The sequence below is a fragment of the Polaromonas sp. AET17H-212 genome (assembly GCF_002379085.1).
In the GTDB taxonomy this organism is placed as follows: domain Bacteria; phylum Pseudomonadota; class Gammaproteobacteria; order Burkholderiales; family Burkholderiaceae_C; genus Polaromonas.
This window is the reverse complement of sequence record NZ_NBZW01000035.1, coordinates 1-25238: the sequence shown is the minus strand read 5'-3', so window position 1 is coordinate 25238 and position 25238 is coordinate 1. Positions and strand designations below refer to the sequence as shown.

21 protein-coding genes are annotated in these 25238 nt (G+C 65.1%); 12 read left to right on the top strand and 9 right to left on the bottom strand.

The features are described 5' to 3' along the window. Nucleotides 1-26 precede the first annotated feature (26 nt). Genes B7G53_RS19875 through B7G53_RS19865 form a run of 3 tightly spaced genes read left to right on the top strand, consistent with a single transcriptional unit; the run spans nucleotide 27 to nucleotide 4189 of the window. A complete protein-coding gene (locus B7G53_RS19875) occupies nucleotides 27-938 on the top strand; it encodes a chromate resistance protein ChrB domain-containing protein (RefSeq protein ID WP_096670957.1) in 912 nt (303 codons plus the stop codon). Next, the gene (chrA, locus tag B7G53_RS19870) at nucleotides 935-2302 is read left to right on the top strand and encodes a chromate efflux transporter (RefSeq protein WP_096670955.1); all 1368 of its coding nucleotides are present in this window, start codon (nucleotides 935-937) and stop codon (nucleotides 2300-2302) included. The genes B7G53_RS19875 and chrA overlap by 4 nt, the downstream gene beginning before the upstream one ends. Before the next feature lie 54 nt (nucleotides 2303-2356). Next, on the top strand, nucleotides 2357-4189 hold the full coding sequence (locus B7G53_RS19865) for a SulP family inorganic anion transporter (protein WP_255250101.1): 1833 nt from the start codon (nucleotides 2357-2359) through the stop codon (nucleotides 4187-4189). Here B7G53_RS19865 and B7G53_RS19860 read toward each other — a convergent pair. After that, the gene (locus B7G53_RS19860; RefSeq protein ID WP_096670951.1) at nucleotides 4173-5000 is read right to left on the bottom strand and encodes a DUF72 domain-containing protein; all 828 of its coding nucleotides are present in this window, start codon (nucleotides 4998-5000) and stop codon (nucleotides 4173-4175) included. The genes B7G53_RS19865 and B7G53_RS19860 overlap by 17 nt on opposite strands. Before the next feature lie 171 nt (nucleotides 5001-5171). On the opposite strand from B7G53_RS19860, the gene B7G53_RS19855 reads away from it, so the two are divergent. Next, nucleotides 5172-6644, top strand: a complete 1473-nt coding sequence (locus B7G53_RS19855; RefSeq protein WP_096670949.1) for a M20 family metallopeptidase — start codon at nucleotides 5172-5174, stop codon at nucleotides 6642-6644. Between the two features lie 11 nt (nucleotides 6645-6655). Further along, the gene (locus B7G53_RS19850; RefSeq protein WP_096670947.1) at nucleotides 6656-7555 is read left to right on the top strand and encodes an alpha/beta hydrolase; all 900 of its coding nucleotides are present in this window, start codon (nucleotides 6656-6658) and stop codon (nucleotides 7553-7555) included. Between the two features lie 60 nt (nucleotides 7556-7615). On the opposite strand, the gene B7G53_RS19845 is transcribed toward B7G53_RS19850, so the two are convergent. From B7G53_RS19845 to B7G53_RS19835, 3 genes are all read right to left on the bottom strand, one after another. After that, the gene (locus B7G53_RS19845; protein ID WP_096670945.1) at nucleotides 7616-8785 is read right to left on the bottom strand and encodes an MFS transporter; all 1170 of its coding nucleotides are present in this window, start codon (nucleotides 8783-8785) and stop codon (nucleotides 7616-7618) included. A gap of 3 nt (nucleotides 8786-8788) precedes the next feature. Continuing rightward, on the bottom strand, nucleotides 8789-9526 hold the full coding sequence (locus B7G53_RS19840) for a 16S rRNA (uracil(1498)-N(3))-methyltransferase (RefSeq protein ID WP_096670943.1): 738 nt from the start codon (nucleotides 9524-9526) through the stop codon (nucleotides 8789-8791). Between the two features lie 97 nt (nucleotides 9527-9623). Next, nucleotides 9624-10697 carry an aminoglycoside phosphotransferase family protein gene (locus B7G53_RS19835; protein WP_096670941.1) on the bottom strand — a complete coding sequence of 358 codons (1074 nt, stop codon included), beginning with the start codon at nucleotides 10695-10697 and terminating at the stop codon, nucleotides 9624-9626. A gap of 109 nt (nucleotides 10698-10806) precedes the next feature. Here B7G53_RS19835 and B7G53_RS19830 point away from each other — a divergent pair, with 109 nt between their 5' ends. The 3 genes from B7G53_RS19830 to rsmA all read left to right on the top strand — a co-directional run bounded on the left by B7G53_RS19830 (nucleotide 10807) and on the right by rsmA (nucleotide 15644). Further along, nucleotides 10807-13287, top strand: coding sequence for an LPS-assembly protein LptD (locus tag B7G53_RS19830; RefSeq protein WP_096670939.1), 2481 nt, complete (start codon nucleotides 10807-10809; stop codon nucleotides 13285-13287). Next, a complete protein-coding gene (locus B7G53_RS19825; RefSeq protein WP_096670937.1) occupies nucleotides 13280-14674 on the top strand; it encodes a peptidylprolyl isomerase in 1395 nt (464 codons plus the stop codon). The genes B7G53_RS19830 and B7G53_RS19825 overlap by 8 nt, the downstream gene beginning before the upstream one ends. Nucleotides 14675-14816: 142 nt before the next feature. Beyond that, nucleotides 14817-15644, top strand: a complete 828-nt coding sequence (rsmA, locus tag B7G53_RS19820; protein ID WP_096670935.1) for a 16S rRNA (adenine(1518)-N(6)/adenine(1519)-N(6))-dimethyltransferase RsmA — start codon at nucleotides 14817-14819, stop codon at nucleotides 15642-15644. 332 nt (nucleotides 15645-15976) lie between these two features. On the opposite strand, the gene B7G53_RS19815 is transcribed toward rsmA, so the two are convergent. The 3 genes from B7G53_RS19815 to B7G53_RS19805 form a co-directional block, all read right to left on the bottom strand. Then, nucleotides 15977-16378 carry a barstar family protein gene (locus B7G53_RS19815; protein ID WP_096670933.1) on the bottom strand — a complete coding sequence of 134 codons (402 nt, stop codon included), beginning with the start codon at nucleotides 16376-16378 and terminating at the stop codon, nucleotides 15977-15979. Nucleotides 16379-16432: 54 nt separating this feature from the next. After that, nucleotides 16433-16840: a ribonuclease domain-containing protein gene (locus B7G53_RS19810; protein WP_096670931.1), complete on the bottom strand. Its 408-nt coding sequence runs from the start codon at nucleotides 16838-16840 to the stop codon at nucleotides 16433-16435. Between the two features lie 187 nt (nucleotides 16841-17027). Further along, nucleotides 17028-19340: an NADP-dependent malic enzyme gene (locus B7G53_RS19805; RefSeq protein WP_096670929.1), complete on the bottom strand. Its 2313-nt coding sequence runs from the start codon at nucleotides 19338-19340 to the stop codon at nucleotides 17028-17030. Nucleotides 19341-19710: 370 nt separating this feature from the next. Between B7G53_RS19805 and B7G53_RS19800 the strand changes: the two genes are divergently transcribed. Beyond that, on the top strand, nucleotides 19711-20034 hold the full coding sequence (locus B7G53_RS19800; RefSeq protein WP_096670927.1) for a TA system antitoxin ParD family protein: 324 nt from the start codon (nucleotides 19711-19713) through the stop codon (nucleotides 20032-20034). 96 nt (nucleotides 20035-20130) lie between these two features. Then, nucleotides 20131-20640 carry a hypothetical protein gene (locus B7G53_RS19795; RefSeq protein WP_255250100.1) on the top strand — a complete coding sequence of 170 codons (510 nt, stop codon included), beginning with the start codon at nucleotides 20131-20133 and terminating at the stop codon, nucleotides 20638-20640. Nucleotides 20641-20655: 15 nt separating this feature from the next. On the opposite strand, the gene B7G53_RS19790 is transcribed toward B7G53_RS19795, so the two are convergent. Next, entirely contained in the window at nucleotides 20656-22041 is a 1386-nt protein-coding gene (locus B7G53_RS19790) for an aminopeptidase P N-terminal domain-containing protein (protein WP_096670925.1), read from the bottom strand. An 11-nt stretch (nucleotides 22042-22052) separates the two neighbouring features. After that, complete coding sequence (murU, locus tag B7G53_RS19785) at nucleotides 22053-22745, bottom strand: N-acetylmuramate alpha-1-phosphate uridylyltransferase MurU (protein ID WP_096670923.1); 693 nt, start codon at nucleotides 22743-22745, stop codon at nucleotides 22053-22055. A gap of 221 nt (nucleotides 22746-22966) precedes the next feature. Here murU and tkt point away from each other — a divergent pair, with 221 nt between their 5' ends. Both tkt and B7G53_RS19775 read left to right on the top strand, forming a co-directional pair. Next, complete coding sequence (tkt, locus tag B7G53_RS19780; RefSeq protein ID WP_096670921.1) at nucleotides 22967-25018, top strand: transketolase; 2052 nt, start codon at nucleotides 22967-22969, stop codon at nucleotides 25016-25018. Between the two features lie 71 nt (nucleotides 25019-25089). Continuing rightward, nucleotides 25090-25238 (top strand): glyceraldehyde 3-phosphate dehydrogenase NAD-binding domain-containing protein (locus tag B7G53_RS19775; protein ID WP_141396407.1); only part of this gene is annotated, 149 nt, incomplete at its 3' end.

Below are 25238 nucleotides of genomic sequence, written 5' to 3'. Positions count from 1 at the left end.
CGCTGGCAACTCGTTTGGAGTAACTCATGGACACCGCAAGCACTTCCATTTCTTCCCTTCCCTTCATTTCCCCCGATGAACTGGCTGCCCGCAGGGGCCGCGCCGATTCGCCCTGGCTGCTCGATGTGCGGCGTGAGGCCAGGTTTGCTGAAAGCGCGCGCATGCTGGCTGGCGCCGTGCGCTGCAAACCCGAAGACGTGGCGGCCTTTGCCACCTCGCAACCGCCGCGCGAAATTGTTGTTTACTGCGCTCACGGCCACAACGTCAGTGAGGACGCGGTGGCCCAGTTTCGCCAGGCCGGCTGGAAGGCCTCGGCGCTTGCCGGCGGCATGGAAGGGGGTGAAGACGGGGTCGACACCGCCGCCAACATCGCCCAGTGGCGCGCGACGCCGCTGCTCACCATGCGCAAGCGCCCCGACTGGGGCGTGACCGGGGAGCAAGCGTCGCGCTGGATCACCCGCGAGCGGCCGAAGATAGACCGCATCGCCTGCCCCTGGCTGATTCGACGTTTTATCGATCCGCGCGCCGAATTTTTTTACGTGCCGACTGCGCAGGTCTTCAGTGAAGCGGCGCGACTGCACGCCGTGGCCTACGACATTCCGGGCGCACCGGTGTCGCACGAGGGCGAGTGGTGCAGTTTTGATGGCTTGCTGCGCGCGTTCGACATCGAAGACCCGGCCGTGGACCGCCTGGCCCGCATCGTGCGCGGGGCCGACACCGACCGCCTGGCGCTGGAGCCGCAGTGCGCCGGCTTGCTGGCCTTCTCGCTGGGTTTGTCCCGCCTGCATGCCGACGACCACAGGATGCTGGAAGCCGCCATGCCGCTGTACGACGCTCTCTACGCCTGGTGCGCCAGCGAAGCCAGAGTCGTGTGGCAAGGACAACCGCCCGAAACACACAACTGGAAGCCGGAAACCATGACAGGTGCCGGCGCATGATGCAGACCACCGACAGCCCGAAAGCGGTCAGTTTTCGAGAAGCCTTCCGGTTCTGGCTCAAGCTCGGCTTCATCAGTTTCGGCGGGCCGGCCGGGCAGATTGCCATCATGCACCGCGAGCTGGTCGAGCAAAAACGCTGGATCTCGGAAAAGCGTTTTCTGCACGCGCTCAACTACTGCATGCTGCTGCCGGGGCCGGAGGCGCAGCAGCTGGCCACCTACATCGGCTGGCTGATGCACCGGAGCTGGGGCGGTGTCGTGGCGGGCGCGTTGTTCGTGCTGCCGTCGCTGTTCATCCTGATCGCGCTGAGCTGGATGTACGTGGCGTTTGGCGACCTGCCGCTGGTCGCCGGGATGTTCTACGGCATCAAGCCAGCCGTCGCGGCGATCGTGCTGCAGGCGGTGCACCGCATCGGCAGCAAGTCATTGAAAAATCCGGCCAGAGCCCCCGTCCCGTGGGTGGTGGCAGCGCTCAGTTTCATGGCGATTGCGTTTTTGCACGTGCCCTTTCCCTGGGTGGTGCTGGGCGCCGCGCTGACCGGCTGGCTGTGCGCGCGTTTTGCGCCCGGGCAGTTTGCCGCTGGTGGGGGACATGGCGGCGCGGTGGTGGTGCCTGTGCCCGCGCTGATCGACGACCACACCCCCACCCCCGATCACGCGCGCTTCAGCACGGGGCGGCTGGCCCGGGTACTGGCGGTGGGTGCCGTGCTGTGGCTGTTGCCCATGGGGGCCCTGGTCGCCTGGCAGGGCTGGCACGGCGCCTTGACGCAGATGGGCTGGTTTTTCACCAAGGCGGCGCTGCTGACATTTGGTGGTGCCTATGCGGTGCTGCCCTATGTGTATCAGGGCGCGGTCGAGCAGTTCGGCTGGCTCAGCGGACCGCAGATGATCGACGGGCTGGCCCTGGGCGAAACCACGCCGGGCCCGCTGATCATGGTGGTGGCCTTTGTGGCGTTTGTCGGCGGCTGGACCAAGGAGGTGCTGGGGCCGGACGCGTTGTTCCAGGGCGCGGCGCTGGCGGCCTTGCTGGTGACCTGGTTCACCTTTTTGCCGTCGTTCATTTTTATCCTGGCGGGCGGACCGCTGGTGGAGTCCACCCACGGCAAGCTGCATTTCACCGCGCCGCTGGCGGCCATCACGGCCGCCGTGGTCGGGGTGATTGCCAGTCTCGCTCTGTTTTTTATAGCGCATGTCGCTTTCTTGACGGGCGCTACAGGCGGTTTTCCTTTGAATGTGGCATGGCCGGCGTTGGCCATCATGGCCGCGGCCAGCCTGGCGCTGCTGCGCTACAAGGTGGGCGTGATTCCGGTCATCGCCGCCAGCGCGCTGGCCGGCCTGCTGCTGCGCCTGGCCGGCCTGGCCTGAGAGGCTGAGGGCAGGCCGGCGGCGTGCCGCACGCGTCGCGGTATGCTCCAGCCCATGCAAGGCTCTCCGGAAAAAAAACACGTCGCCCCGGCGCTGAAGCTGTTCGAACGGCTGTTTGGCCACTGGGTGCACCAGGTCACGCCGGCGAGCCTGCGCGCCGACCTGATGGCGGGCCTGCTGGGCGCGGTGCTGGTATTGCCGCAGGGCATTGCCTTTGCCACGCTGGCCGGCCTGCCGCCGGAATACGGCCTGTACACCGCCATCATCCCCTGCATCATTGCCGCGCTGTTCGGCTCGAGCTGGCATGTGATGTCGGGCCCGACCAACGCCAACTCGCTGGCGCTGTTTGCCATGCTGTCGCCGCTGGCGCTGGCCTTCAGCCCGGGCTACATCCAGATGGCGCTGGCGGTCACGGTGATGGTGGGCGTTATGCAGTGGCTGATTGGCGCGTTGCGCCTGGGCTCCCTGGCCAACTTCATTTCGCCCGCGGCGCTGTTCGGCTTCACCTCGGGTGCGGCGGTGTTGATTGCGGTGTACGCCCTGCCCGATCTGCTGGGCCTGCCGGCAGCGGCCGACCACGGCGCCGCCGCGGTGCTGCTGCATGTGGCCGCAATGCTCCGCTCGGTGCAGCCGGCGGCACTGGCCGTGGCCGGCGTGACCGTGGCCGTGGCCCTGCTGGTGCGGCGGTTGCGTCCTAGCTGGCCGTCCATGCTGGCCGGGCTGGTGGCGGCGACGGCGCTGGCCTGGGTCTGGACAACGCACCTCAGCGCGATGCCACTGCCGCTGCGCACGGTGGGTGAGATCACCACGCCGTGGCCGAAATTCGCCATCCCCAGCGTGAGCTGGTCGGCGCTGTCCGAACTGCTCGGGCTGGCGTTTGCGCTGACCATCGTGGCGCTGGGCCAATCGATCTCGATTGCCAAGGCGGTGGCCGCGCGCTCCGGCCAGCGTATCGACGCCAACCGCGAGTTTCGCGGCCAGGGCCTGTCCAACATCATCGGCGGCTTCTTTTCCTCCTATGTGTCCTGCGGCTCGCTGAACCGGTCCATGCCGAATCTGGAGGCCGGCGCGCGCACGCCGCTGGCGGCGGTGTTCTCGGCCCTGCTGCTGCTGGGCCTGGTCGCCGTCAGCGCGGCACTGCTGGCGCAGATCCCGATGGCGGCGCTGGCGGCGCTGTTGGTGCTGGTGGCGGTGTCGCTGCTGGACCTCGGGCGCTGGCGGCAGTTGTTCAGCCTGAGCCGCACTGAGTTTGGCGTGGCCCTGGCCACGCTGGTGGCTACCGTCAGCATCCGGCTGGAAATTGCGATCCTGCTCGGCACGCTGCTGTCGCTGATGTCCTTTCTGTACCGCACCTCGAAACCGGCGATGCGCACCATGGGCTTCGACAGCCGGGCGCCGGACCGGCAGTTTGTGGTGCTGGCCGATGCCGAACACCCGCTGCCGGAGTGCCCGCAGCTCAAGCTGCTGCGCATGGAGGGCGAGGTCTATTTCGGCGCGACCCAGCATGTGGCCGACACGCTGCATGCGCTGCGCCATGCGCGCCATCCGCAAAAACATCTGCTGGTGATGGGCAAAAGCATGAACTTCATCGACCTGGCCGGTGCCCAGCTGTGGGAGGCGGAACTCAACGCGCGCCGGGCGATGGGGGGCGACCTGTACTTTCACCGCCCGCGACCCGAAGTCATCCAGATGTGGAAGACCACCGGGTTCACGCGGCTGCTCGGCCCCGAGCACCAGTTCCCCGACAAGCGCAGCGCGATCGCGACGATTTTCACGCGCTTGGACCCGGCCATCTGCCGACAATGCACGGCGCGTATTTTCGAGGAATGCCGCAGCGTGCCCGGGCCTGATCCCGTGGGCGATACCGTCCCTAAACCGGGGGCTTGAAACCCAGGCGCTGCAACAGGCCGGTCGCGGCTGCCGGCGCTTTTTCCTTGGCGCCGTTGACGAAAAACACAAACACGTCTTTGGGCGCGCCCTGGTCTTTCGTGGGCTCCAGCCGCGGCAGGTCCGCCGGCTCGCCGCCTTGGGCCCAGACCTGGGCCGCCGCCGCCCAGCCATCCAGGGCCTGGGGCGCATAACCGTTCTTGAACTTCGCGTCACTGCACATCAGCCGGGCATAGACAAAATCCGAGGTGAGGTCGGCAAAGGACGGGAAGTCCGGGGAATCGGTGAACACCGTCGCGCAGTGGTGCTTGCGCGCGAGAGCCAGGTAGTGCGGCGTCATGAAGCTGGGATGGCGCGCATCGAGCACGTGGCGTAACTGGCGGCCATCTACCGCTTTCGGCAGCAGCGCCAGGAAGGCGCCGAAATCCTCGGCGTCGAACACCTTAGTCGGCATGAACTGCCAGACGATGGGGCCGAGCTTGTCACCCAGCTCGCTGATGCCGCTGTCCACGAAGCGCGTTACCGACTCACCGGCCTCGGCCAGCACCCGGCGGTTCGTGGTGAAGCGGCTGGCCTTGAGCGAAAACACGAAGTCATCCGGCGCTTCGTCGCGCCATTTGGCAAAGGTCGGCGGCTTGAAGCTGCTGTAGTAGGTGCCATTAACCTCGATGGCGCTCAGCTGGCGGCTGGCGTAGCCCAGCTCCTGGCTGTGCGGCAGCTTGGCCGGGTAAAAGTTGTCGCGCCAGGGCGCGTAGGTCCAGCCGCCTATGCCGACGCGAATGGCGGGGAGAGAACTTCCGGATGGTTTCAAGGCATGACTCCCTACTCCCGCAAACAGGGGATGACGTGTTCGCCAGGGTCCCGGACAATGCCCCAGCGTGCAGTATTCCCCGAAGCACAGCCTGGCACGATGTGCGCAGCACGGTTACAGTGACAGTTCAGCCGGACCGTCCCGCTGAACCCCTTCTTACGGAGTTTATTCATGAACGCCCCCCTGCATCGAGAAATTCCCGCCGGCGTGCTCGACGCCACCCAGGCCCTGTCCCAGGTCAGCGCCCAGTGGGACGGCGACATCGTCAAGCAGATCACCGACTACATCACCATCCCCGCCAAGTCGCCGTCCTTTGATGCCGACTGGGCCGGCCACGGCCACCTCGAGACCGTGCTGCGCAATGCCGCGGCCTGGGTGGAAGCGCAGAAGGTGGAGGGCCTGACGCTCGAGATCGTTCGCCTGGAAGGCCGCACATCGGTGCTGTTTTTTGAAGTGCCGGCGACCAAAACCGGTTCCACGGAAACCGTTTTGATGTACGGTCACCTCGACAAGCAGCCCGAGTTCACCGGCTGGCGCAACGACCTCGGCCCCTGGACGCCCAAGTACGAAGACGGCAAGCTGTTCGGCCGCGGCGGCGCCGACGACGGTTATGCGGTGTACGCCAGCATCGCCGCGATCCAGGCGCTGAAAAGCCAGAACGTGCCGCACCCGCGCATCGTCGGCCTGGTGGAAACCTGCGAGGAAAGCGGCTCCTACGACCTGCTGCCGTATGTTGATGCCTTGCGCACGCGGCTCGGGGACGTGGGCCTGGTGATCTGCCTGGACTCGGGCGCCGGCAACTACGACCAGCTCTGGCTGACGACCTCGCTGCGCGGCATGGCCAGCGGCGTGCTGAAAGTCGAGATCCTCACCGAAGGTGTGCATTCGGGCGATGCCAGCGGGCTGGTGCCGTCGAGCTTTCGCATCATGCGCCAGGTGCTGGACCGCCTGGAAGACAGCAAGACCGGCACCCTGCTGCCGCAGAGTTTTCACTGCGAAATCCCGGCCGAACGGCTGGCGCAGGCGCGGGCCACTGCGCAAATTTTGGGCGACCAGATCTACAAGCGTTTCCCGTGGGCCCATTACGACTGCGGCGGTGCCACCACGTTTGCGCTGCCGACCACCACCGACCCGGTCGAGGCCCTGCTGAACCGCACCTGGAAACCGACGCTGAGCGTGACCGGTGCCGACGGTTTTCCCGAAATGGGCAACGCCGGCAACGTGCTGCGGCCCTACACCGCTTTCAAGCTCTCGTTGCGCCTGCCGCCGCTGGTCGATGCCGCCGGCGCGGTGCAGGAGCTCAAGACCCTGCTGGAAGACAACGCGCCCTACCAGGCCAAAGTCACGTTTGAAAGCGCCGGCGGCGCTACCGGCTGGAATGCGCCGACCACCTCGCCCTGGTTCGAGCAGGCGCTTAACGAAGCTTCGCAGGCCTATTACGGCGCGCCCTGCGGCACCATCGGCCAGGGCGGCACGATTCCGCTGATGAACATGCTGAGCCAGGGTTTTCCGAAGGCGCAGATGATGGTCTGCGGCGTGCTGGGTCCGAAAAGCAATGCGCACGGTCCGAACGAATTCCTGCACGTGCCGTATGCCAAGAAAATCACCGCCGCCGTGGCGTCCGTCATCGCGCGCATGCCTTGAACCGGCCAGCCATGACTCCCCCCCTGCTGGCGCCGTTCACGGCCCGTGACGGTGAGAACCTGGCGATCTACGATTGGTCGATGGAAGCCTGCCAGGGAGACGACACCCTGCCGCCGCGCGCCGTCGTGCTGTTGGTTCACGGCCTCGGGGAACACGCGATTCGCTACGATCATGTGGCGCGCCGCTTGCTGGACTGGGGGTTTGCGGTGCGCGCCTACGACCAGCGCGGCCACGGTGAATCGGGCGGCGAGCGTGGCGGCCTGGCCAGCGAGACCCTGTTGCTCGAGGACCTGGCCGAGGTGGTCGATGACACCCGCCAACAGTCGCTGCGCCTGCCATGTGCGGACGGTGCGGCGGCGTCCGATCCCCTGCCGCTGATCCTGCTGGGCCACAGCTTGGGTGGCCTCGTGGCGGGCCGTTTTGTGTCGCTCGGGCTGCGCCCGGTCGACGGCTTGGTGATGTCCTCGCCGGCGCTGGATCCGGGGCTCAATGCGATCCAGAAACTTTTGCTGGCCACCCTGCCGGCGATTGCCCCCAATCTGCGCGTCCACAACGGAGTCAAGCCCGAGTTCATCTCGCATGACCCGCAGGTGGTCAGCAACTACCTGGCCGATCCGCTGGTGCATGCCAGGATTTCAGCGCGGCTGGCCAAATTCATTGCGACCGCCGGGCCGGCGACAGTGGCTGCCGCAGCCACCTGGCGCACACCGACGCTGCTGATGTATGCCGGCGCCGACAAGCTGGTCAACCCGGCCGGCAGCCGCGCTTTTGCCGAAGCGGCCGCCAGCAATGGCGGCGCCAGGGTCGTGACCACGCGCTGTTTTGACGAGCTGTACCACGAGATTTTCAACGAGCTGGACGCGGCGCCGGTGTTTGCCAGCCTGAAGGCCTGGCTGGACGCCCGGTTTTAAGAAAAACAGGCCTGCGGCCCTTGTCCAGGTTGCGCAGGCAGCTCCTGAATCAATAGCGTATCAGGCGGCGATGCGGCCCCGCCGCTGCAGCGCCAGCCAGACCAGCGCGGCACCGGTCAGCCCCAGCGGCAACAGGGAACCGAGGTTCAGCAGCGTCCAGCCCTGCGTGGTGACCAACACGCCGGAGGCCAGCGAGGACAGCGCCAGCACCGCGAACACGCAAAAATTGAGCGCGCCTTGCGCCTTGTCTTTTTCCTCGGGGCGGTAGGCGCTCAGGGCCAGCGTGGTGCTGCCGGTGAACAGGAAGTTCCAGCCCACCCCGAGCAGAAACAGCGCGATCAGGAACTGGTGCAGGTTCACGCCCGACAGCGCCACCAGCACACAGGTCACGTTGAGTGCCAGCCCCGCCGCCATGATGGGCAGCGTGCCAAAACGCTTGATCAGGTGGCCGGTGAAAAAGCCGGGCGCAAACATGCCGATCACATGCCACTCGAGCACCAGTGCCGCGTCGGAAAACGGCAGGCCGCAGACCTGCATGGCAATCGGCGTGGCCGCCATCAGGAGGTTCATCACCCCGAAGCCCAGCGCGCCGGCGGCGGCCGCGACGATGAACACCGGCTGGCGCATGATCTCGCCCAGCGGCCGGCCGCCGCTGGCCGTGTGTTGGGCCGGCGGCGGCGGAAACTGCACGAAGGCCAGCAGCCCCATGGCCAGCAGGGCCACGCCAGCCAGCGCCAGGTAAGCCCCGGCAAAAGGCACGTCGGTCAGGCTGCGTGTGCCCGCCGCGAGGTTGGGGCCGGCAATGGCACCGATCAGGCCGCCGGCCATCACCAGCGAAACGGCTTTTTCGCGAAAGGCCGGCAGCGCCAGTTCGGCCGCGGCAAAACGGTAGAGCTGGGCATTGGCGTTGTAATAACCGGCCACCACGGTGGCGGCCACCAGCAGCCAGAAGTTCCGGCTGTAGGCCGCGTAACAGCACAGCAGCGCCGACAGCACCGCCACGACCAGCCCGAGCTGGAACGAGGTCTTGCGGCCGAAGCGCTTCTGCGTGCGCGCGACGATGCCGGTTGACAGCGCCCCGCCCACGACATACCCCATGACCGGCAGGGTGGCCATCCAGCCGAGCGGCGCCAGGGCCAGCCCGACCAAGCCGTTGATGGCGATGAAGGTGACGTTGTTGGTGAGGAACAGGCCTTGGCAGATGGCCAGCAGCCAGAGGTTGCGGTTCATGGTTCAGGCATCCAATGTGAGCAGCGCCAGACAGGCCAGCGGCGCGGTTTCGGCGCGCAGCACGCGCGGGCCCAGGGTGACCGGCAGAAAGCCGTGGGCCAGCGCGGCCTCTTCTTCGGCCGGGCTCAGGCCGCCTTCGGGGCCGCTGAGCAGGGTCACGGGGGTCGCGCTGTCACAGGCGGCCAGGGCTTGCGCCAGCGGCTGTGTGCCGGCGCGCAGCGACAGCAGCAGCCTGGGCGCGGCCGACGCGGCGGGCGGCAGGGCGGCCAGCCAGTCGCTGAGCGTGTCGACCGCGTGCACCGGCGGCAGCCGGTTGCGGCCGCACTGTTCACAGGCGGCGATGGCGACGCCCTGCCAGTGCGCGACCTTTTTGTCGGCGCGTTCACCCTTGAGGCGCAGCACCGAGCGTTCGGCCATCAGCGGCGTGATGCTGGCGGCACCGAGTTCGCTGGCCTTTTCGACCAGCCAGTCCATGCGCTCGTTGGCCGGCATGCCCACGGCCAGGTGCACGGCGCGGCGGGTTTCGCGCTCCACGTTGCTGTGGGCGGCGACCTGCACCTGCACGTCGCTGCGGCCCATGCGTTCAATCGTCGCCTGGAACTCGCCGCCCTGGCTGTTGAACAGCGTGATCAGGTCGCCGGGTTGCAGGCGCAGCACCTGCACGTGGCGCGCGGCGCGCTCGGGCAGGGCCAGCGAGTCGCCGGTGCGCAGCGGCAGGTCGGCGTAGAAGCGGGCCGTCATGGCCGGCCCTCCAGCGCTTGCATGTTGCTATGAAATAGATGGCTGTCGGCGCTTATAAACAAAGGGGCGGGACCTGTTTTGGCATTGAACGAAAGACTCAAAACGTGTAGCCCACCCGGGTTTCGTTGCCTTCAATCTCGTCGAGCAAGACCATCAGCGGCCCGAGTTGGCGGTAGCGGGCACAGGTGGCACGGGCGTAAGTGATGAAGCGTGGCGTGTCGGCCAGGTATTTCGGCTTGCCGTCGCGCAGGGTCAGGCGCGCAAAAATGCCAAGAATCTTGAGGTGGCGCTGCAGCCCCATCCATTCCACCGCCCGGTAGAACTCGCCGAAATCCTCCCCCACGGGCAGGCCGGCCTTGCGCGCCTGCTCCCAGTAACGCACGGTGATCTCGAGCACGAAGTCTTCCGGCCAGCTGATGAAGGCGTCGCGCATCAGGCTGGCGATGTCGTAGGTGATGGGCCCGTAAACCGCATCCTGGAAGTCCAGTACGCCGAGCCGCGGCTCGCCGCTTTCCGGAACCATCAGGTTGCGCGGCATGAAGTCGCGGTGCACAAACACCCGGGCGCCGCCCAGCGACTGCAGGTTGCTGGCCTTGATCTGCGCAAACAGGCCGTCGAGCTTGCCGCGCAGGGTGCTGTCGATGGTGATGCCGCGGTGTTTTTCCACATACCAGTCGGGAAACAGCGCCAGCTCACGTGCCAGCAGGGCGTCATCGTAGGGCGGCAGGACGTCGGGCCTGGACGCCAGTTGCCAGCGGACCAGCGCGTCGACCGCCTCCCGGTACAGGTCGTAGGCGCGCTGGGCCTTGTTGGCTTCGGGCTGCTGCTCGATCACCTCGAGCATGGTCCGGGCGCCCAGGTCACTCAGCAGCATGAAGCCCTGGGCCTGGTCCCAGGCCAGCACGCGTGGCGCGTTCAGCCCGGCGCCGGCCATCAGGTCGGCGACCTTGACAAAAGGCGCGCAGTCCTCTTGGGCCGGCGGGGCGTCCATGATGATGCAGCTGCCGCCGTCGGCGGTGTGCACCCGGAAATAGCGGCGAAAACTGGCGTCGGCCGAGGCGGGCTGTACCGTCTCAGGCAGCAGGCCGTGGGCGGGCGCATGGGCCTGCAGCCAGGCGGAAAAAGCGCCGGCGCGGGTGGCATCCGGCCAGACAAGGGGGGATTCGGTCATGCGGTCTTTCGGCCTGCGTCAAACGGATACATCAAAAGATGGGGAAAGGGTCGGGTGGGCATAGGATAATCGGGCCAGCTTTCACAAACGGGTTTATCTCATACTTCCGATGCATCGCGCATCCCGCTCGCGTTTTATTCATTCTCCGGTCGCCCATGCCGTCCTCAGCCTTGTGTCCTGCACCATGCTGGGCCTGGGGCATGGCGGGCCGGCTTACGCCCAAAGTCCTGCGACGGCTTCCGGGCCGGCGCAGGAACTGCCGGGTGTAAAAACCAGTGATGGCGTGCCGGTGCTGCTCAGGAGCTCGTCCATGCTGGCCGAGCAGCCGCCAGGCGGCCCGGGCATCGAACTGCCGACCTTTGTGTTTGGCAACCGCGTGTCGGGCCGTCCGGATCTCGAAACCGTGGTTGACGGGGAAGCTGAGCTACGCCGCGGCGGCTCGGCGATACGCGCCGACCGGATCGAGTACGACCAGCCGACCGATGTCGTCAAGGCCCGGGGCAATGTGCGCGTCAACAGCTCGGGCAACCTGTACAACGGACCGGAGCTGGAAATCAAGCTCGATACCTTCGAGGGCTTTTTCCTGACGCCGGATTACCGGTTTTTGCAGAACGACGGTTATGGCGCAGCCGACCGCATCGACTTCCTGGACGACAAGCGCCTGGTGGCGCACAACGCCACCTTCACCACCTGCCAGCGCGGCGAGGGTCCGAGCTGGATGCCGGCGTGGATCGTCAACGCCACGACACTCAAGCTCGACCGGGAAGCCGACGTCGGCGAGGCCTCGGGCGGTGTCTTGCGCTTCATGAATGTGCCGATCCTGGCGGCGCCCACCTTCAGCTTTCCGCTCAGTGACAAGCGCAAGTCGGGTGTGTTGCCGCCGACGCTGGCGATCGACAGTCTCAGTGGCACGGCCGTGACCGTGCCCTATTATTTTGATATTGCGCCGAATCGCGATGCCACCTTCTCGCCGACCTTGATGAGCAAGCGCGGCGTGGACCTGGCCGGCGAGTTTCGTTATCTGGAGCGCGGCTACAAGGGTGAATTGCGCGCCAGCTTGCTGCCCAATGACCAGCTGCGCAACCGCAACCGCTGGTCTTACAACTACCTGCATAGTGGGAGTTTCAGCTCAGGCATACCGGCAATTGGCGGGGTAGGCCTCAACCTCAACCTGAACCGGGTCAGCGACGACAACTACTGGCGCGATTTTTCAGGGTTTGGCAGCGCGGGCGCAAGTACCTTGTTGACCCAACGGCTGCTGCCCAGCGACGCCAGCCTCATCTGGGGGCGCGGCTATTTTTCGACCACGTTGCGGACGCTCAAGTGGCAAACCCTGCAGGATGTGAACTCGCCCATCGTGCCGCCTTATGACCGCATGCCGCAACTCACCGCCGCCTACACCCGCGTCAATGTGACTGTGGGCGGGCTGACGGGGCTGGATTATTCCATCAGCACGGACTACACCCGTTTTGAGTCGGACCGACGGCTGACCGGGCAGCCCAATGCCAACCGCGCGTTTGCTCTGGCACAGATCAGCCGGCCCTGGATCCTCCCCGGGGGATACATCACACCCAAGCTGATGCTCAATGCCACCACCTACCAGTTTGACGACCCATTGGTCAACGGTGCGCGATCAGTCTCGCGCACGGTGCCGACCTTCAGCCTGGACAGCGGGCTGACCTTCGAGCGCGAGACCAGTTTTTTCGGGCGAGCCTACACCCAGACCCTGGAGCCGCGCGCGTTTTATGTGAACACGCCCTATCGCGACCAGCGTTTTCTGCCCAACTACGACTCGGGCGCCAACGACTTCAATTTCGCGACGGTGTTCACTGAAAATGCCTTTGTTGGCAACGACCGCATCTCGGATTCCAACCTGCTGACGCTGGGCCTGACTTCGCGCCTGCTGGAGCCGGAGACCGGCGCCGAGGCCTTGCGTGTGGGCGTGGCCCAGCGCCTGCGGTTCAAGGACCAGCTGGTCACCTTGCCCGGGGGCGCACCAGTGACGGATCGTTTCAGCGACCTGTTGTTCGGCGGCTCCGTGAACTTGACAAAAGCCTGGTCGCTGGACAGCACGGTCCAGTACAACCCGAAGACCAGTATTTCCCAGCGTTCGACGGTGGGTGCCCGCTACAACCCGGGCAATTACCGCGTGATCAGTGCGGCCTACCGTCGCCAGCGCAATGTCAGTGAGCAGTTTGATGTGGGCTGGCAATGGCCGATCAATGATCTGTGGGGCGACAAAGGCAAGGACCTGGGTGCCGGGCGTGGCCAGGGCGCCGGTCGCTGGTACAGCGTTGGTCGCTTGAACTACAGCGTGCCCGACAAGAAATTTGTGGACATGGTGCTGGGCATTGAATACGACGGCTGCTGCTGGATAGGCCGCGTGGTGCTGGAGCGGACCCAGCTTGGTACGGCTCTGGCGGCTTCTTCATCCAAGGCCAACAACACGCGTATCCTGTTCCAGCTGGAATTCGTCGGTTTCTCGCGCATTGGTTCCAATCCCCTGAAAACCCTCAAAGCCAACATCCCGCGTTACCAGTACCTGCGAGAGCAGGGCTCGACACCCAGCCGCTTTACCAACTATGACTAAATCCAGTTTTCTCCCCCGTCCTGGCTTTCGCGCCGCTGCCGCGCTGGCGCTGGTGCTTGGCTTGCCCGCCTTTTCCGCGCAGGCCCAGGTCTTGCGGCCGCCCGGCCAGCTGCGGGTGCCCGGTCTGGGCACCCTGGGTAAGGCCGCGGGTGTACAACGGCAGGCCGACTACATCGTGGCCGTGGTCAACTCCGAGCCCATTACCAACAACGAGGTGCGTGCGCGCATATTGCGCACTGAGCAGCAGATGGCGCAGCAAGGCACGGCGCTGCCGCCCAAAAACGAGCTGGCACGGCTGCTGCTCGAACGCATCATCGTGGAGCGCACACAACTGCAGCTGGCCAAGGAACTGGGGGTGCAGGTCAGCGAGGCCATGGTGGACGAGGCGGTGCTCAATGTCGCCCGGCAAAACCAGGTGTCCGTCGAGGAGCTGCGTCAGCGCGTGGCCGCCCAGGGGCTGGTTTTTGCCCAGTTCCGCGCCGACCTTCGCAACGAAATCCTGCTGACCCGGATCCGGGAGCGCGAACTCGAGTCCCAGGCCAAGGTCAGTGACCAGGAAGTGGAGCAGTTCATTCGCGAGCAGGCCACCGGGGCTGACCCCGCCGGGCAGGAGATCAACCTCGCGCAGATCCTGGTGACCGTTCCCGAAAACGCCACCCCGGCCCAGGTCGCCAGTCTGCAGGCCAGGGCACAGCTGGCGGCAGAACGTGCGCGCAGCGGGACGGACTTTACCGCGCTGGTGAGCGAGTTCTCCACCGCGCCGGGGCGCAGCGCCGACGGCCAGATGGGCTTGCGCCCTGCCGACCGCTACCCGGAGCTTTTTATCGACACCACGAAAAATGTACCGGTCGGGGGTATCGTCGGGCCGGTGCGCAGTGGTGCCGGTTTTCACGTGCTCAAGGTGCTGGAGCGAAAACGCGCCGGTATGCCGGCAACCACGGTGGCGGAAACCCGCGCCCGTCATATCCTGCTGCGCCCCACGGCCCAGCTTGGCGAGGCGGCCGCCGTCGCGCGGCTGGCCGATTTCCGGAAACGCATTGCTGCCGGACAGGCCGACTTTGCCGCGCTGGCCCGCGAGCACAGCCAGGACGCCTCGGCCAAGGACGGCGGCGACCTCGGCTGGGCCGGCCCCGGCCAGTTTGTGCCCGAGTTTGAGGAGCGCATGAACAGCCTCGCGCCCGGCCAGGTCGGGGATCCCGTCGTGTCGCGTTTCGGCGTTCACCTGATCCAGGTGCTGGAGCGGCGCAACACCAAGCTGTCCCCGCGCGAGCAGCGTGAAATCGTGCGTGCTTCGCTGCGCGAGAAAAAGTTCGAAGAGGCCTACAGTGCCTGGGCGCAGGAAGTACGTGGCCGCGCCTACGTCGAATACCGGGATCCGCCGCAGTGATATGGGCCCCCACGGTCGCGCACTGCGTGTCGCTCCCTGCCCCCCGAGGGGGCCGCTGCGCCTGCGGGCCGGCAAAGCCGGACCCGCGGCCCCTGCTTGAAAGAGACGTCCGGGACCGCCCAACTTCCGCCTCCGGGCTAGCGTGAAACACATCCCCCGCAAACGCTTCGGCCAGCATTTCCTGACCGACCGCGCCATCATCGACGACATCGTGCAGGCGATTGCCCCCCGTCCTGGCCAGGCCATGGTGGAAATCGGCCCCGGTCTGGCGGCCCTGACCCAACCCCTGGCCGAACGCCTCGGGCACTTGACGGTGATCGAGCTGGACCGCGATCTGGCGCAGCAGTTGCGCGCGCATCCACAACTGACGGTGGTTGAAGCCGATGTGCTCAGGGTGGATTTCAGGCAGCTGGCCCGGCAGATGCAGACCGACGCCTCTTCCAGGGGCGGCGCCGCAACCGAGGCGGCAGGGGGAGAAGCCGGCAAGCTCAGGGTGGTGGGCAACCTGCCCTACAACATTTCCACGCCCATCCTGTTCCACCTGCTCGACGCGGTGGAGGTCATTGAAGACCAGCATTTCATGCTGCAAAAAGAAGTGATCGACCGCATGGTGGCCCGCCCCGCGACCAGCGACTACGGCCGGCTCAGCGTGATGCTGCAGTGGCGTTATGCGATGGAGAACGTGCTGTTTGTGCCGCCTCAGAGTTTTGACCCACCGCCGCGGGTGGACAGCGCGGTGGTCCGCATGGTGCCCCGGGCTGCGCCGGAGAAGGTGGATGTCCAGCTGTTGAGCGAGGTGGTGCGTGTGGCGTTCAGCCAGCGCCGCAAGCTGCTCCGCCACTCCCTGGGCCAATGGCTGGAGCAGCGGCCGCACAGCCCGCCTTTCAATGTGCAGCGCCGCGCCGAGGAAGTGCCGGTGACCGAATACGTGGCGCTGGCGCAGGCGCTGGAAAGCGGGCCGGGCGCCTGAGCCGCTGGCTGCCTTCGCTGCTTCTGAATTGATAGCGGCCCGGGTCCATCCGGCGGGCGCTGCCTGCCACTTTCTCCTGATTCCGGGGGTGATCGACGAGGCGCCGGTTCACCATGAAAAAAGCCCGTTGAACAACGGGCTTTTTCTGCAGCGTGTTTGCAAGCGTCAGGCTGCGGCCAACCAGTATCCCGCGTTGAACGGGCTGCTCATGCGCAGCGCCAGCGGCGACACGTCGAGCAGTTTGTCGGTTGGCATCGGCTCTTCGCCGTCTGCGCTGTTTGCTTGCTGGGCCTCATTCGCCCGATCCCCTTGGCCAATGTCTGGGGAGCGGGCTACAGAAAAGAATAGAAACATCTGAACGGGATCTTTCGATCCGCCCAGTAGTCCGCAGCATCCCTGAAGATGTCCAGCAGCTGCTCGCGTGCTTCCTTGTCGAATTTCGCATTCGCAGGGATCTGTTCCAGCAGGACGATAAAGCCGGGCTGCGGGCCGGACTTGTGAACCAGGTCCGTCATGCAGTCGTACAGCGCGTCAAAGTTTTTGCCAAAATGCGCCGGGAAGGTGTACTGTGCCGCGATCATGTCCAGCACTTCCTGCTTGCTCTGGGCGTTGCCCAGGTTGGCATAGAGGAAGTGGTGGCCAAGCTGGGTGGCGGCATCCTGCAAGTCCTGCACGCGGAAGGCGCGTATGGACTGCACGATATTGGGTCTAACAGTACGAAGTGGTGTTTCCATCTCCGCGTCTCTTTCTTAAGTCAATAATTCAAAGTTGACGATCACTGTTGAACCTTATTGAGCGATTCTGCGAAAACTCGCGTAGTGATCATCGGTGTAATAACAAGCATCGGGCGTGGTGGGTACAAAACCACCACAAACGATGCGCCGGGCGCCCCGACTGCGCTCCCCTGGGGTTCTGACGGTGTATTCACGGTAGTACCCGCGATTTTTGGCGGGAAGTATTCTTTCCCGATTGCCAAACACCGAACCGTCCTTGTCGTACTTGAACGGGCCCCCCTGGTAAATCAACCGGACCATGTGGCGACCCTGCTCCGGCAGCGCCGCAACTGAAATCGTGCTGACTTCGGCCGCGGGGACTGGCCCTTTGGCCTCTACGCCGGACGGGCTGAAGCCCGTGCTCAAAGCAGCCAGAACGACTGCTGCGGCTAGCCGCCAACCGGCCCCACTTTTTCGCAACATGGAAAAATCCGTCTTTCTTGAACCAGAGCCAACCGTCAATCGTTGAACAGTTGCCGGGTTAACCCTTGAATTTCAAGAGGTAGAGTTTGACCCATCCCGCAGAAAAACGCAAGGGCCTGCCCAAAATTCAGGCAGTCAGCGCCCCACACAGGGCAACGGTAAGTTAGTGCTAGCTGTCTAAAAAAGCCTATCGGGAGGCGTTGGCATCTGCCACGGTCAAGGCTGTCATGTTGACAATCCGGCGCACTGTGGTGCTGGCGGTCAGGATGTGCATGGGTTTGGCGGCACCCAGCAGGACCGGGCCGATGGCGATGTTGCCGCCCGCTGCCGTCTTGAGCAGGTTGTAGGCGATGTTGGCCGCATCAATGTTGGGCAGGACCAGCAAATTGGCCTCGCCGGACAGGGTGCTGTTGGGCATGACCGCTGTGCGCGCCGCTGGGTCCAGCGCCACATCGCCGTGCATTTCACCGTCAACTTCCAGCCACGGGGCTTCATCGCGCAGCAATTGCAGCGTGTGGCGCATTTTCAGGGCGCTCGGGAGATTGGAGGAGCCAAAATTCGAGTGTGACAGCAGCGCAGCCTTGGGCTTGATGCCAAAGCGCATCATTTCCTCTGCCGCCATGGTCGTGATCTCGGCCAACTGCTCCGCCGTGGGGTCGTAGTTCACATGGGTATCGACCAGAAACACCTGGCGGTCCGGCAGCATCAGGCCATTCATGCAGGCGTAGGTGCAGACGCCCGGGCGCTTGCCGATCACCTGGTCCAGATAGTTCAGATGGTGCGCGGTGGTGCCCCAGGTGCCGCAGATCAGACCGTCCACATCGCCTTTGTGCAGCAGCATGCCGGCAATCAGCGTCAGGCGGCGGCGCATCTCGATCTTGGCCATTTGCACGGTCACGCCCTGGCGCTCCATGAGGCGATGGTAGGTTTGCCAGAAGTCGCGGTAACGGTGATCCTGCTCGACGTTGACAACGTCGTAGTCAAGCTCTTCCCTGAGTCGCAGGCCGAATTTTTCGATACGCTGGGCAATGATGGCGGGCCGGCCGATCAGCGTCGGCCGGGCCAGGCCCTCGTCCACGACGATCTGGCAGGCCCGCAACACGCGTTCTTCCTCGCCCTCGGCATAGGCCACGCGTTTTTTGGCGGCTTTTTTGGCGGCCGCAAAAATCGGCTTCATGGTCGTGCCCGAGGCGTAGACAAAGCTCTGGAGCTTCTCGCGGTAAGCGTCCATGTCGGTGATCGGTCGCAGCGCCACACCGCTGTCGGCAGCCGCCTGCGCCACGGCTGGCGCGATCTTGATCATCAGGCGCGGGTCAAACGGCTTGGGGATCAGGTATTCCGGCCCGAAGGCCAGCTGCTCGCCGGTGTAGGCCGCTGCCACCACCTCGCTCTGCTCGGCCTGCGCCAGCTCGGCAATGGCATGCACCGCGGCAATTTCCATCTCGACCGTGATGGTGGAGGCGCCGGCGTCCAGCGCGCCGCGGAAGATGTAGGGGAAACACAGGACGTTGTTGACCTGGTTCGGGTAGTCGGTGCGGCCGGTGGCCATGATGGCGTCATCACGCACCGACCTGACATCTTCGGGCGTGATTTCAGGGTTGGGGTTGGCCAGCGCAAAAATGATGGGTCTGGCGGCCATTTTGCTGACCATGTCCTTCTTGAGCACACCGCCCGCCGACAGGCCCAGGAAAATGTCCGCGCCTTCAATGATCTCACCCAGGGTCCGCGCCGAGGTCTTCTGCGCAAACTGGATCTTGTCCTCGTCCATCAGTTCGGTGCGTCCTTCATAGACCACGCCGGCCAGGTCCGTCACGAAGATGTTGCTGCGCGGAATGCCCAGCTTGAGCAGCAGTCCCAGGCAAGCCAGCGCCGCCGCACCCGCGCCCGAGGTCACCAGCTTGACCTGCGTGGGAAGCTTGCCGACCACCTTCAGGGCATTCAGGATGGCGGCGCCGACCGTGATGGCCGTGCCATGCTGGTCATCATGAAACACCGGGATCTTCATGCGCTTGCGCAGTTCGCGCTCGATGTAGAAACAGTCCGGCGCCTTGATGTCCTCAAGGTTGATGGCGCCGAAGGTGGGCTCCAGCGAGGCAATGATGTCGACCAGCTTCGCTGGGTCTTTCTCGTCGATTTCGATGTCGAAGACGTCAATGCCGGCGAACTTCTTGAACAGCACGCCCTTGCCTTCCATGACCGGCTTGGAGGCCAGCGGACCGATGTCGCCCAGACCCAGCACGGCTGTGCCGTTGGTCACCACCGCCACCAGGTTGCCGCGGCTGGTGTATTTGAAGGCCGCGTTCGGGTCCTTGACGATTTCTTCGCAGGGGGCTGCGACGCCGGGCGAGTAGGCCAGCGCCAGATCGCGCTGGTTGACCAGCTGCTTGGTGGCCGCGATCGCGATCTTGCCGGGCGTCGGAAACTCGTGGTATTCCAGTGCGGCACGGCGCAGCTCGTTGCGTTTTTCCTGGCTGTCGGGGGTGGCTGGCACGGCGGGCATGAAGTTGTCTCCTGAGCGGCGGCCCCGGCAGGGCCATCAATTGTTTTTTGTAAGGTCTGCGATTGTAGGGCGTTCAAGGGGAAAACCCTAGTAAGTGGATCTACGCAAACCAGTGCAGCGCTTTTGACTTTTTCACATAGATCAGGGGGCGCTTGGCCGTGTAGGAATCCATCACTATTGTCACCCTGGTGTTGAATTCCGCCGAAATCTGACCCGGTCAGAGCAGTAATTTCCATCCAAACCGGATCCACGTGGCGGCATGGAATGTGTGTCATCAGGCGTTGGGCACTGCGAGATCTGCAAGGCGTACAGACCAGGCTGTTGCAACTTTGTCCTGTATGGCGCAAAATGCGCCATACAGGAGTTATTTATGGCCACACCCAGCAACTTTGCCTCCGTCAAACTTCCCACCGCCCTGGTCGAACAGGCGCGCGAGGCCGCGCAGCCTTTGCGGCGTTCGGCTGCGGGCCAGATCGAATACTGGGCCACCTTGGGCCGTGTCATCGAGCATGCGGGCCTGACGGTGCAGGAGGCGCGCGCCGCCATCGAGGGTTATGAAGCCGCAGCGCGGAAGGCACAACAAACGCGCGCCGTCGCAGACCTGACCAGCCGCTTGCTGGCGGCAGAAGTAAGCGGCTCGCTGGCACAACGGGTACGGGAAGTGGTGGAAGAAAACCGCAAACTAGCCAGTTAGCTGCATGCCGGTTTTCCATCTGCTGGCGGGTCCCAATGGCGCGGGCAAGTCCACCCTTTACCGCGCCTTGGTGCGCGATGCATCTTCGGCGCCGACTTGGCATTTGTTAACGCTGATCTTTTTGAGCGTGAGCACCTGCAACCCATCGTCGATCCTGTGCGGCGTTCACAGGCCGCCAGAGACTGGGCCGACGCGCAACGCGCGATCAAACTTGCCTGTGACGATTCCTTCGTCAGCGAAACGGTTTTTTCCCATGAGTCCAAGCTGGCCCTGATTGACGGGGCGCTTGCGCAAGGCTACGTGGTTGCTTTGTATGTCGTGGCATTGGACGACCCACAGAGACTGCTGGCGCGGGTGCGAGGCCGTGTGCAGGAAGGCGGGCATTTTGTGCCACCTGACAAAATACTCGCGCGCTATCCCCGCACCTTGAGTCATCTGTCCCACGCAGTCAGCCTGGCGACGGTGGCGTATCTCTATGAAGGGCGGGATCTGGAGGACGGCGGACCATACATGGTCGCGATGTGCGAGGGCGCCAAGGTGACCATTTTCGCCGATCAGCTGCCGCGCTGGGCCCAAACGGTGTTGGGCGTTGCGGAGGCCAGCTGATGCCTGGCAGCGGACCTACCCCCGCATCAAGGCTTCAATCTCATCGGCCTCCACCGGCACGCCACGCGTCAGCAGTTCGCAGCCTTTGGCCGTGACCAGCGCATCGTCCTCGATGCGGATGCCGATGTTCCAGAACTCCTTGGGCACACCCTTGGCGGGCCGCACGTAAATGCCGGGCTCGACGGTGGTCACCATGCCGGGGCGCAGGATGCGCGACGGCTTGCGCCTCACGGTCTGGCCCAGCGCGTCTTTTTCCTCGCGTGGCTTGCTGCCCGGTTCGGTGTAGTCGCCGCAGTCGTGCACATCCATGCCCATCCAGTGGCCGGTACGGTGCATGTAGAACTGGCGGTAGGCGCCCGAGGCCAGCACGTCGTCGACCTTGCCGTGTTTGGCCTTGGACAGCAGGCCGGTGTCGAGCATGCCCTGGGCCAGCACACGCGTGGCCGCGTCGTGCGGGTCCGTGAAACGCTTGCCGGGCTTGGTCACCTTCACCGCGGCGGATTGCGCTTCCAGAACGATTTCGTACAACACGCGCTGGGCCGGCGTGAACTTGCCGCCGGCCGGGAAGGTGCGGGTGATGTCGCTGGCATAGCCGTCGAGTTCGCAGCCCGCGTCGATCAGGCACAGCTCGCCGGGCAAGAGGGGCGCATTGCCGGCACGGTAATGCAGCACGCAGGCATTGGCGCCGGCGGCAACGATGCTGGTGTAGGCCGGAAACTGCGAGCCGTGGCGGCGGAACTCGTGCAGCAGCTCGGCTTCGAGGTGGTACTCGCGCAGCCCGCCCGGCACGCCCTGGCGCAGCATGGCCGCCGAGGTCTGCATCGCACGCACATGGGCGCCGGCCGAGATGGCGCCGGCACGCCGCAGGATGGCCACCTCATGCGCATCCTTGGTCAGGCGCATCTCGTCGAGCAGCTTGCACAGGTCATGCTGGCTGTGCGGGCATTCGGCGCCGAAGCGGATGCGCGCGCGCACCTTGGCCAGCCAGCCGTCGACCTGGGTTTCCAGGCCCTTGTGCGTGGCAAACGGAAACCACACCGCCGGCTGGTTGGTCAGCAGGCCGGGCATTTTTTCATCCAGCAGGTCCACACTGAGCGCCGTCTGCACGGCCAGTGCGGCCGGTGCGGCCTTGGGGCCCAGCCGGATGCCGTCCCAGATCTCGCGCTCCAGGTCCTTGGGCTGGCAAAACAGCGTGCTGTGGCCGTTGGCCTCGATGGCCAGCCAGGCGCCCGGTTCGTCAAAGCCGGTCAGGTAATAAAAGTAGCTGTCGTGCCGGTAGGGAAAGCCGCTGTCGCGGTTGCGCGCCACCTCGGGGGCGGTGGGCAGCAGGGCGAGGCCGCCACCGGCCGCCTTGAGGGCGCGTGCCACGGCGGCGCGGCGTTTCTGGTAAATCGTGGTCATGGGTCGTCTTTTCAGCGTGGGATGTTCAATTCGGCCAGGCGTTCGGGCGTGCCCACGTCGGTCCATGCACCTGAATATAGCGCTGCCGTGACCTGACCGTGCTGCATAGCTTGGCGGAGCAGCGGCGCCAGTGCGGCTTTCTGCCCGGCCGGCGTGTCGCTGAACAGGGCCGGGCGGTACAGGCCCACGGTGCTGTAGGTGAACTGTTGATCGGCACGCGTCAGCGCCAGGCCGTCGGCGGCGATGCCAAAGTCGCCCCTGGGGTTGTGCGGCGGATTCGGCACCAGGTAAATGTGCGCCAGCGCGCCGGAGGCGGCAAAACGCTGCGCGTCGGCCGCCGGAAAATCAAAGCCTGGCATGAACACGTCACCGGCCACCAGCCAGAAGGGCGCGTCCTGCAGCAGTGGCAACGCGGTGGCAATGCCGCCCGCAGTTTCCAGCGCGCCGCCAAACTGTGCACCTTCGTGCGAGTAACGAAGGCGCAGGCCGAAGGCGCTGCCGTCGCCCAGCGCCGCGGGAAACTGCGCCTCCAGCCAGGCGGTGTTGATCACCACGTCCGTGACACCCGCACGCGCCAGGCGCTCCAGGTGCCACACAATCAGCGGCTTGCCCTGCACCTGCAGCAGCGGTTTGGGGTGGTGGTCGGTCAGCGGACGCATGCGTTCGCCGCGGCCGGCGGCCAGGATCAGGGCTTGGGTGCTCATGTGGCCTGAATTATGCCGGCTTATAAGGAAAAACAGCCCTCTTCCCATACATACCGGGCGCCAATAGCTATCAAATAAATAGCGTTCCAGGCTGGCGGTGTGCCGTCAAACCGCGCGGGGTGGCATCCCGTAAAATCAGGGGTTTTCCCGAGTGCCCGGTTCTGCCGGTGGCCGAGCCGGCACCGGGCGCTGCGACCTTCACATACCCTGGACTTCAAGCAATGGCTGACACCCCCACATCCCTCATGGCCAACTCCATCCGTGCTCTGGCCATGGATGCCGTGCAGCAGGCCAACTCCGGCCACCCCGGCGCGCCCATGGGCATGGCCGACATGGCGGTGGCACTCTGGGGCCGCCATCTGAAGCACAGCCCGCACAACCCGCACTGGTTCGACCGCGACCGTTTTGTGCTGTCCAACGGCCACGGCTCGATGCTGGTTTATGCGCTGCTGCACCTGACCGGCTACGACCTGCCGATCAAGGAACTGAAAAACTTCCGCCAGCTGCACAGCAAGACGCCGGGCCATCCCGAGTTCGGCTACACCCCCGGCATTGAAACCACCACCGGCCCGCTGGGCCAGGGCCTGAGCAATGCGGTCGGCATGGCGTTGGCCGAGAAGCTGATGGCCGCCGAATTCAACCAGGCCGACCACCACATCGTCGACCACCACACCTATGTCTTCATGGGCGACGGCTGCCTGATGGAAGGCATCAGCCACGAGGCCTGCGCCCTGGCCGGCGCCTGGAAACTCAACAAGCTGATCGCGCTGTACGACGACAACGGCATCTCCATCGACGGCCAGGTCACGCCCTGGTTTGTCGACAACACGCCGCTGCGTTTTGCCGCCTACGGCTGGAACGTGATCGGCCCGATCGACGGGCACGACGTGGAGGCCGTCACGCGTGCCCTCACCGACGCCAAGAACAGCGCCGACAAACCCACGCTGATCGTCTGCAAGACCCACATCGGCAAAGGCTCGCCGAACCGCGCCAACACCGCCAAGGCCCATGGCGAGCCGCTGGGCGCGGAAGAAATCAAGCTCACACGCGAGGCGCTGGGCTGGACACACGCTCCGTTCGAGCTGCCCAAGGAAGCCTACGACGCCTGGGACGCCAAGGCCAAGGGCCTGGCGCTGGAAGCCGACTGGGACGCGAAATTCACCGCCTACAAGGTGGCGCACCCCGAGCTGGCGGCGGAATTCACGCGCCGCATGAAGGGCGAGCTGCCGCGCGCCTTCTCGCAGATCGCGGTGGACACCGTGGTCGGTGCCCACACCAAGGCCGAGACCGTGGCGTCGCGCAAGGCCTCGCAGCTCGCCCTCGAAGCCTTCACCGCCGGCCTGCCGGAAATGCTGGGCGGCTCGGCCGACCTGACCGGCTCCAACCTGACCAACACCAAGAGCACGCCGGCCCTGCGTTTTGACCTGGCCGGCGATGTCGTCAAGACGGAAGCAGCCGACGGCGGCAAGGTCATCGGCCGCCACATCAATTACGGCGTGCGCGAGTTCGGCATGGCCGCCATCATGAACGGCATCGCGCTGCATGGCGGGTTCATCCCTTACGGCGGCACCTTCCTGACCTTCAGCGACTACAGCCGCAACGCCATCCGCATGGCCGCGCTCATGAAAATCCGCGTGGTGCACGTGTTCACGCACGACTCCATCGGCCTCGGTGAAGACGGCCCGACGCACCAGTCGATCGAACACGCCGCCAGCCTGCGCCTGATCCCCAACCTCGACGTCTGGCGTCCGGGCGACACCGCCGAAACCGCCGTCGCCTGGGCCGTGGCCCTGCAGAACAAGGCCAAGCCGACCGCCCTGCTGTTGAGCCGCCAGAACCTGCCCTATGCACCGAAAGACGACCTCGGGCAGATCAGCAAGGGGGCGTATGTGCTCTCCGAGCCCACCGAAGTCGGGCTGAACAAAAAAGCCCAGGCCGTGATCATCGCCACCGGCTCCGAAGTGCAGCTGGCGCTGAAGGCGCAGGAACTGCTGGCCACTTACAAAATCGCCGTGCGTGTGGTCTCCATGCCCAGCACCACGACGTTTGACAAGCAAAAACCTGCCTACAAGTCGGAAGTCCTGCCCGAAGGCATTCCGCGCATCGCGGTCGAGATGGGCGTCACCGACGGCTGGTGGAAATACGGCTGCGCCGCGGTGGTCGGCATCGACAGCTATGGCGAGTCCGCGCCGGCCCCGGTGCTGTTCAAGCATTTCGGCTTCACGCCCGAAAACGTGGCCGACACCGTGCGCAAGGTATTGGCGAAAAAGTAAGCACCGCGGCGGCCCGAGGGCCGTCACGGAGATCGGGTTTTCAGGTTTTCAACTTCCAGGAGCAAAAGCAGATGGCCATCAAACTAGGTATCAACGGCTTCGGCCGCATCGGGCGCAACGTGTTGCGAGCCGCCGTGCAGAACTTCAGCGACATCGAGATCGTCGGCATCAACGACCTGCTCGAGCCCGACTACCTCAAGTACATGCTGCAGTACGACTC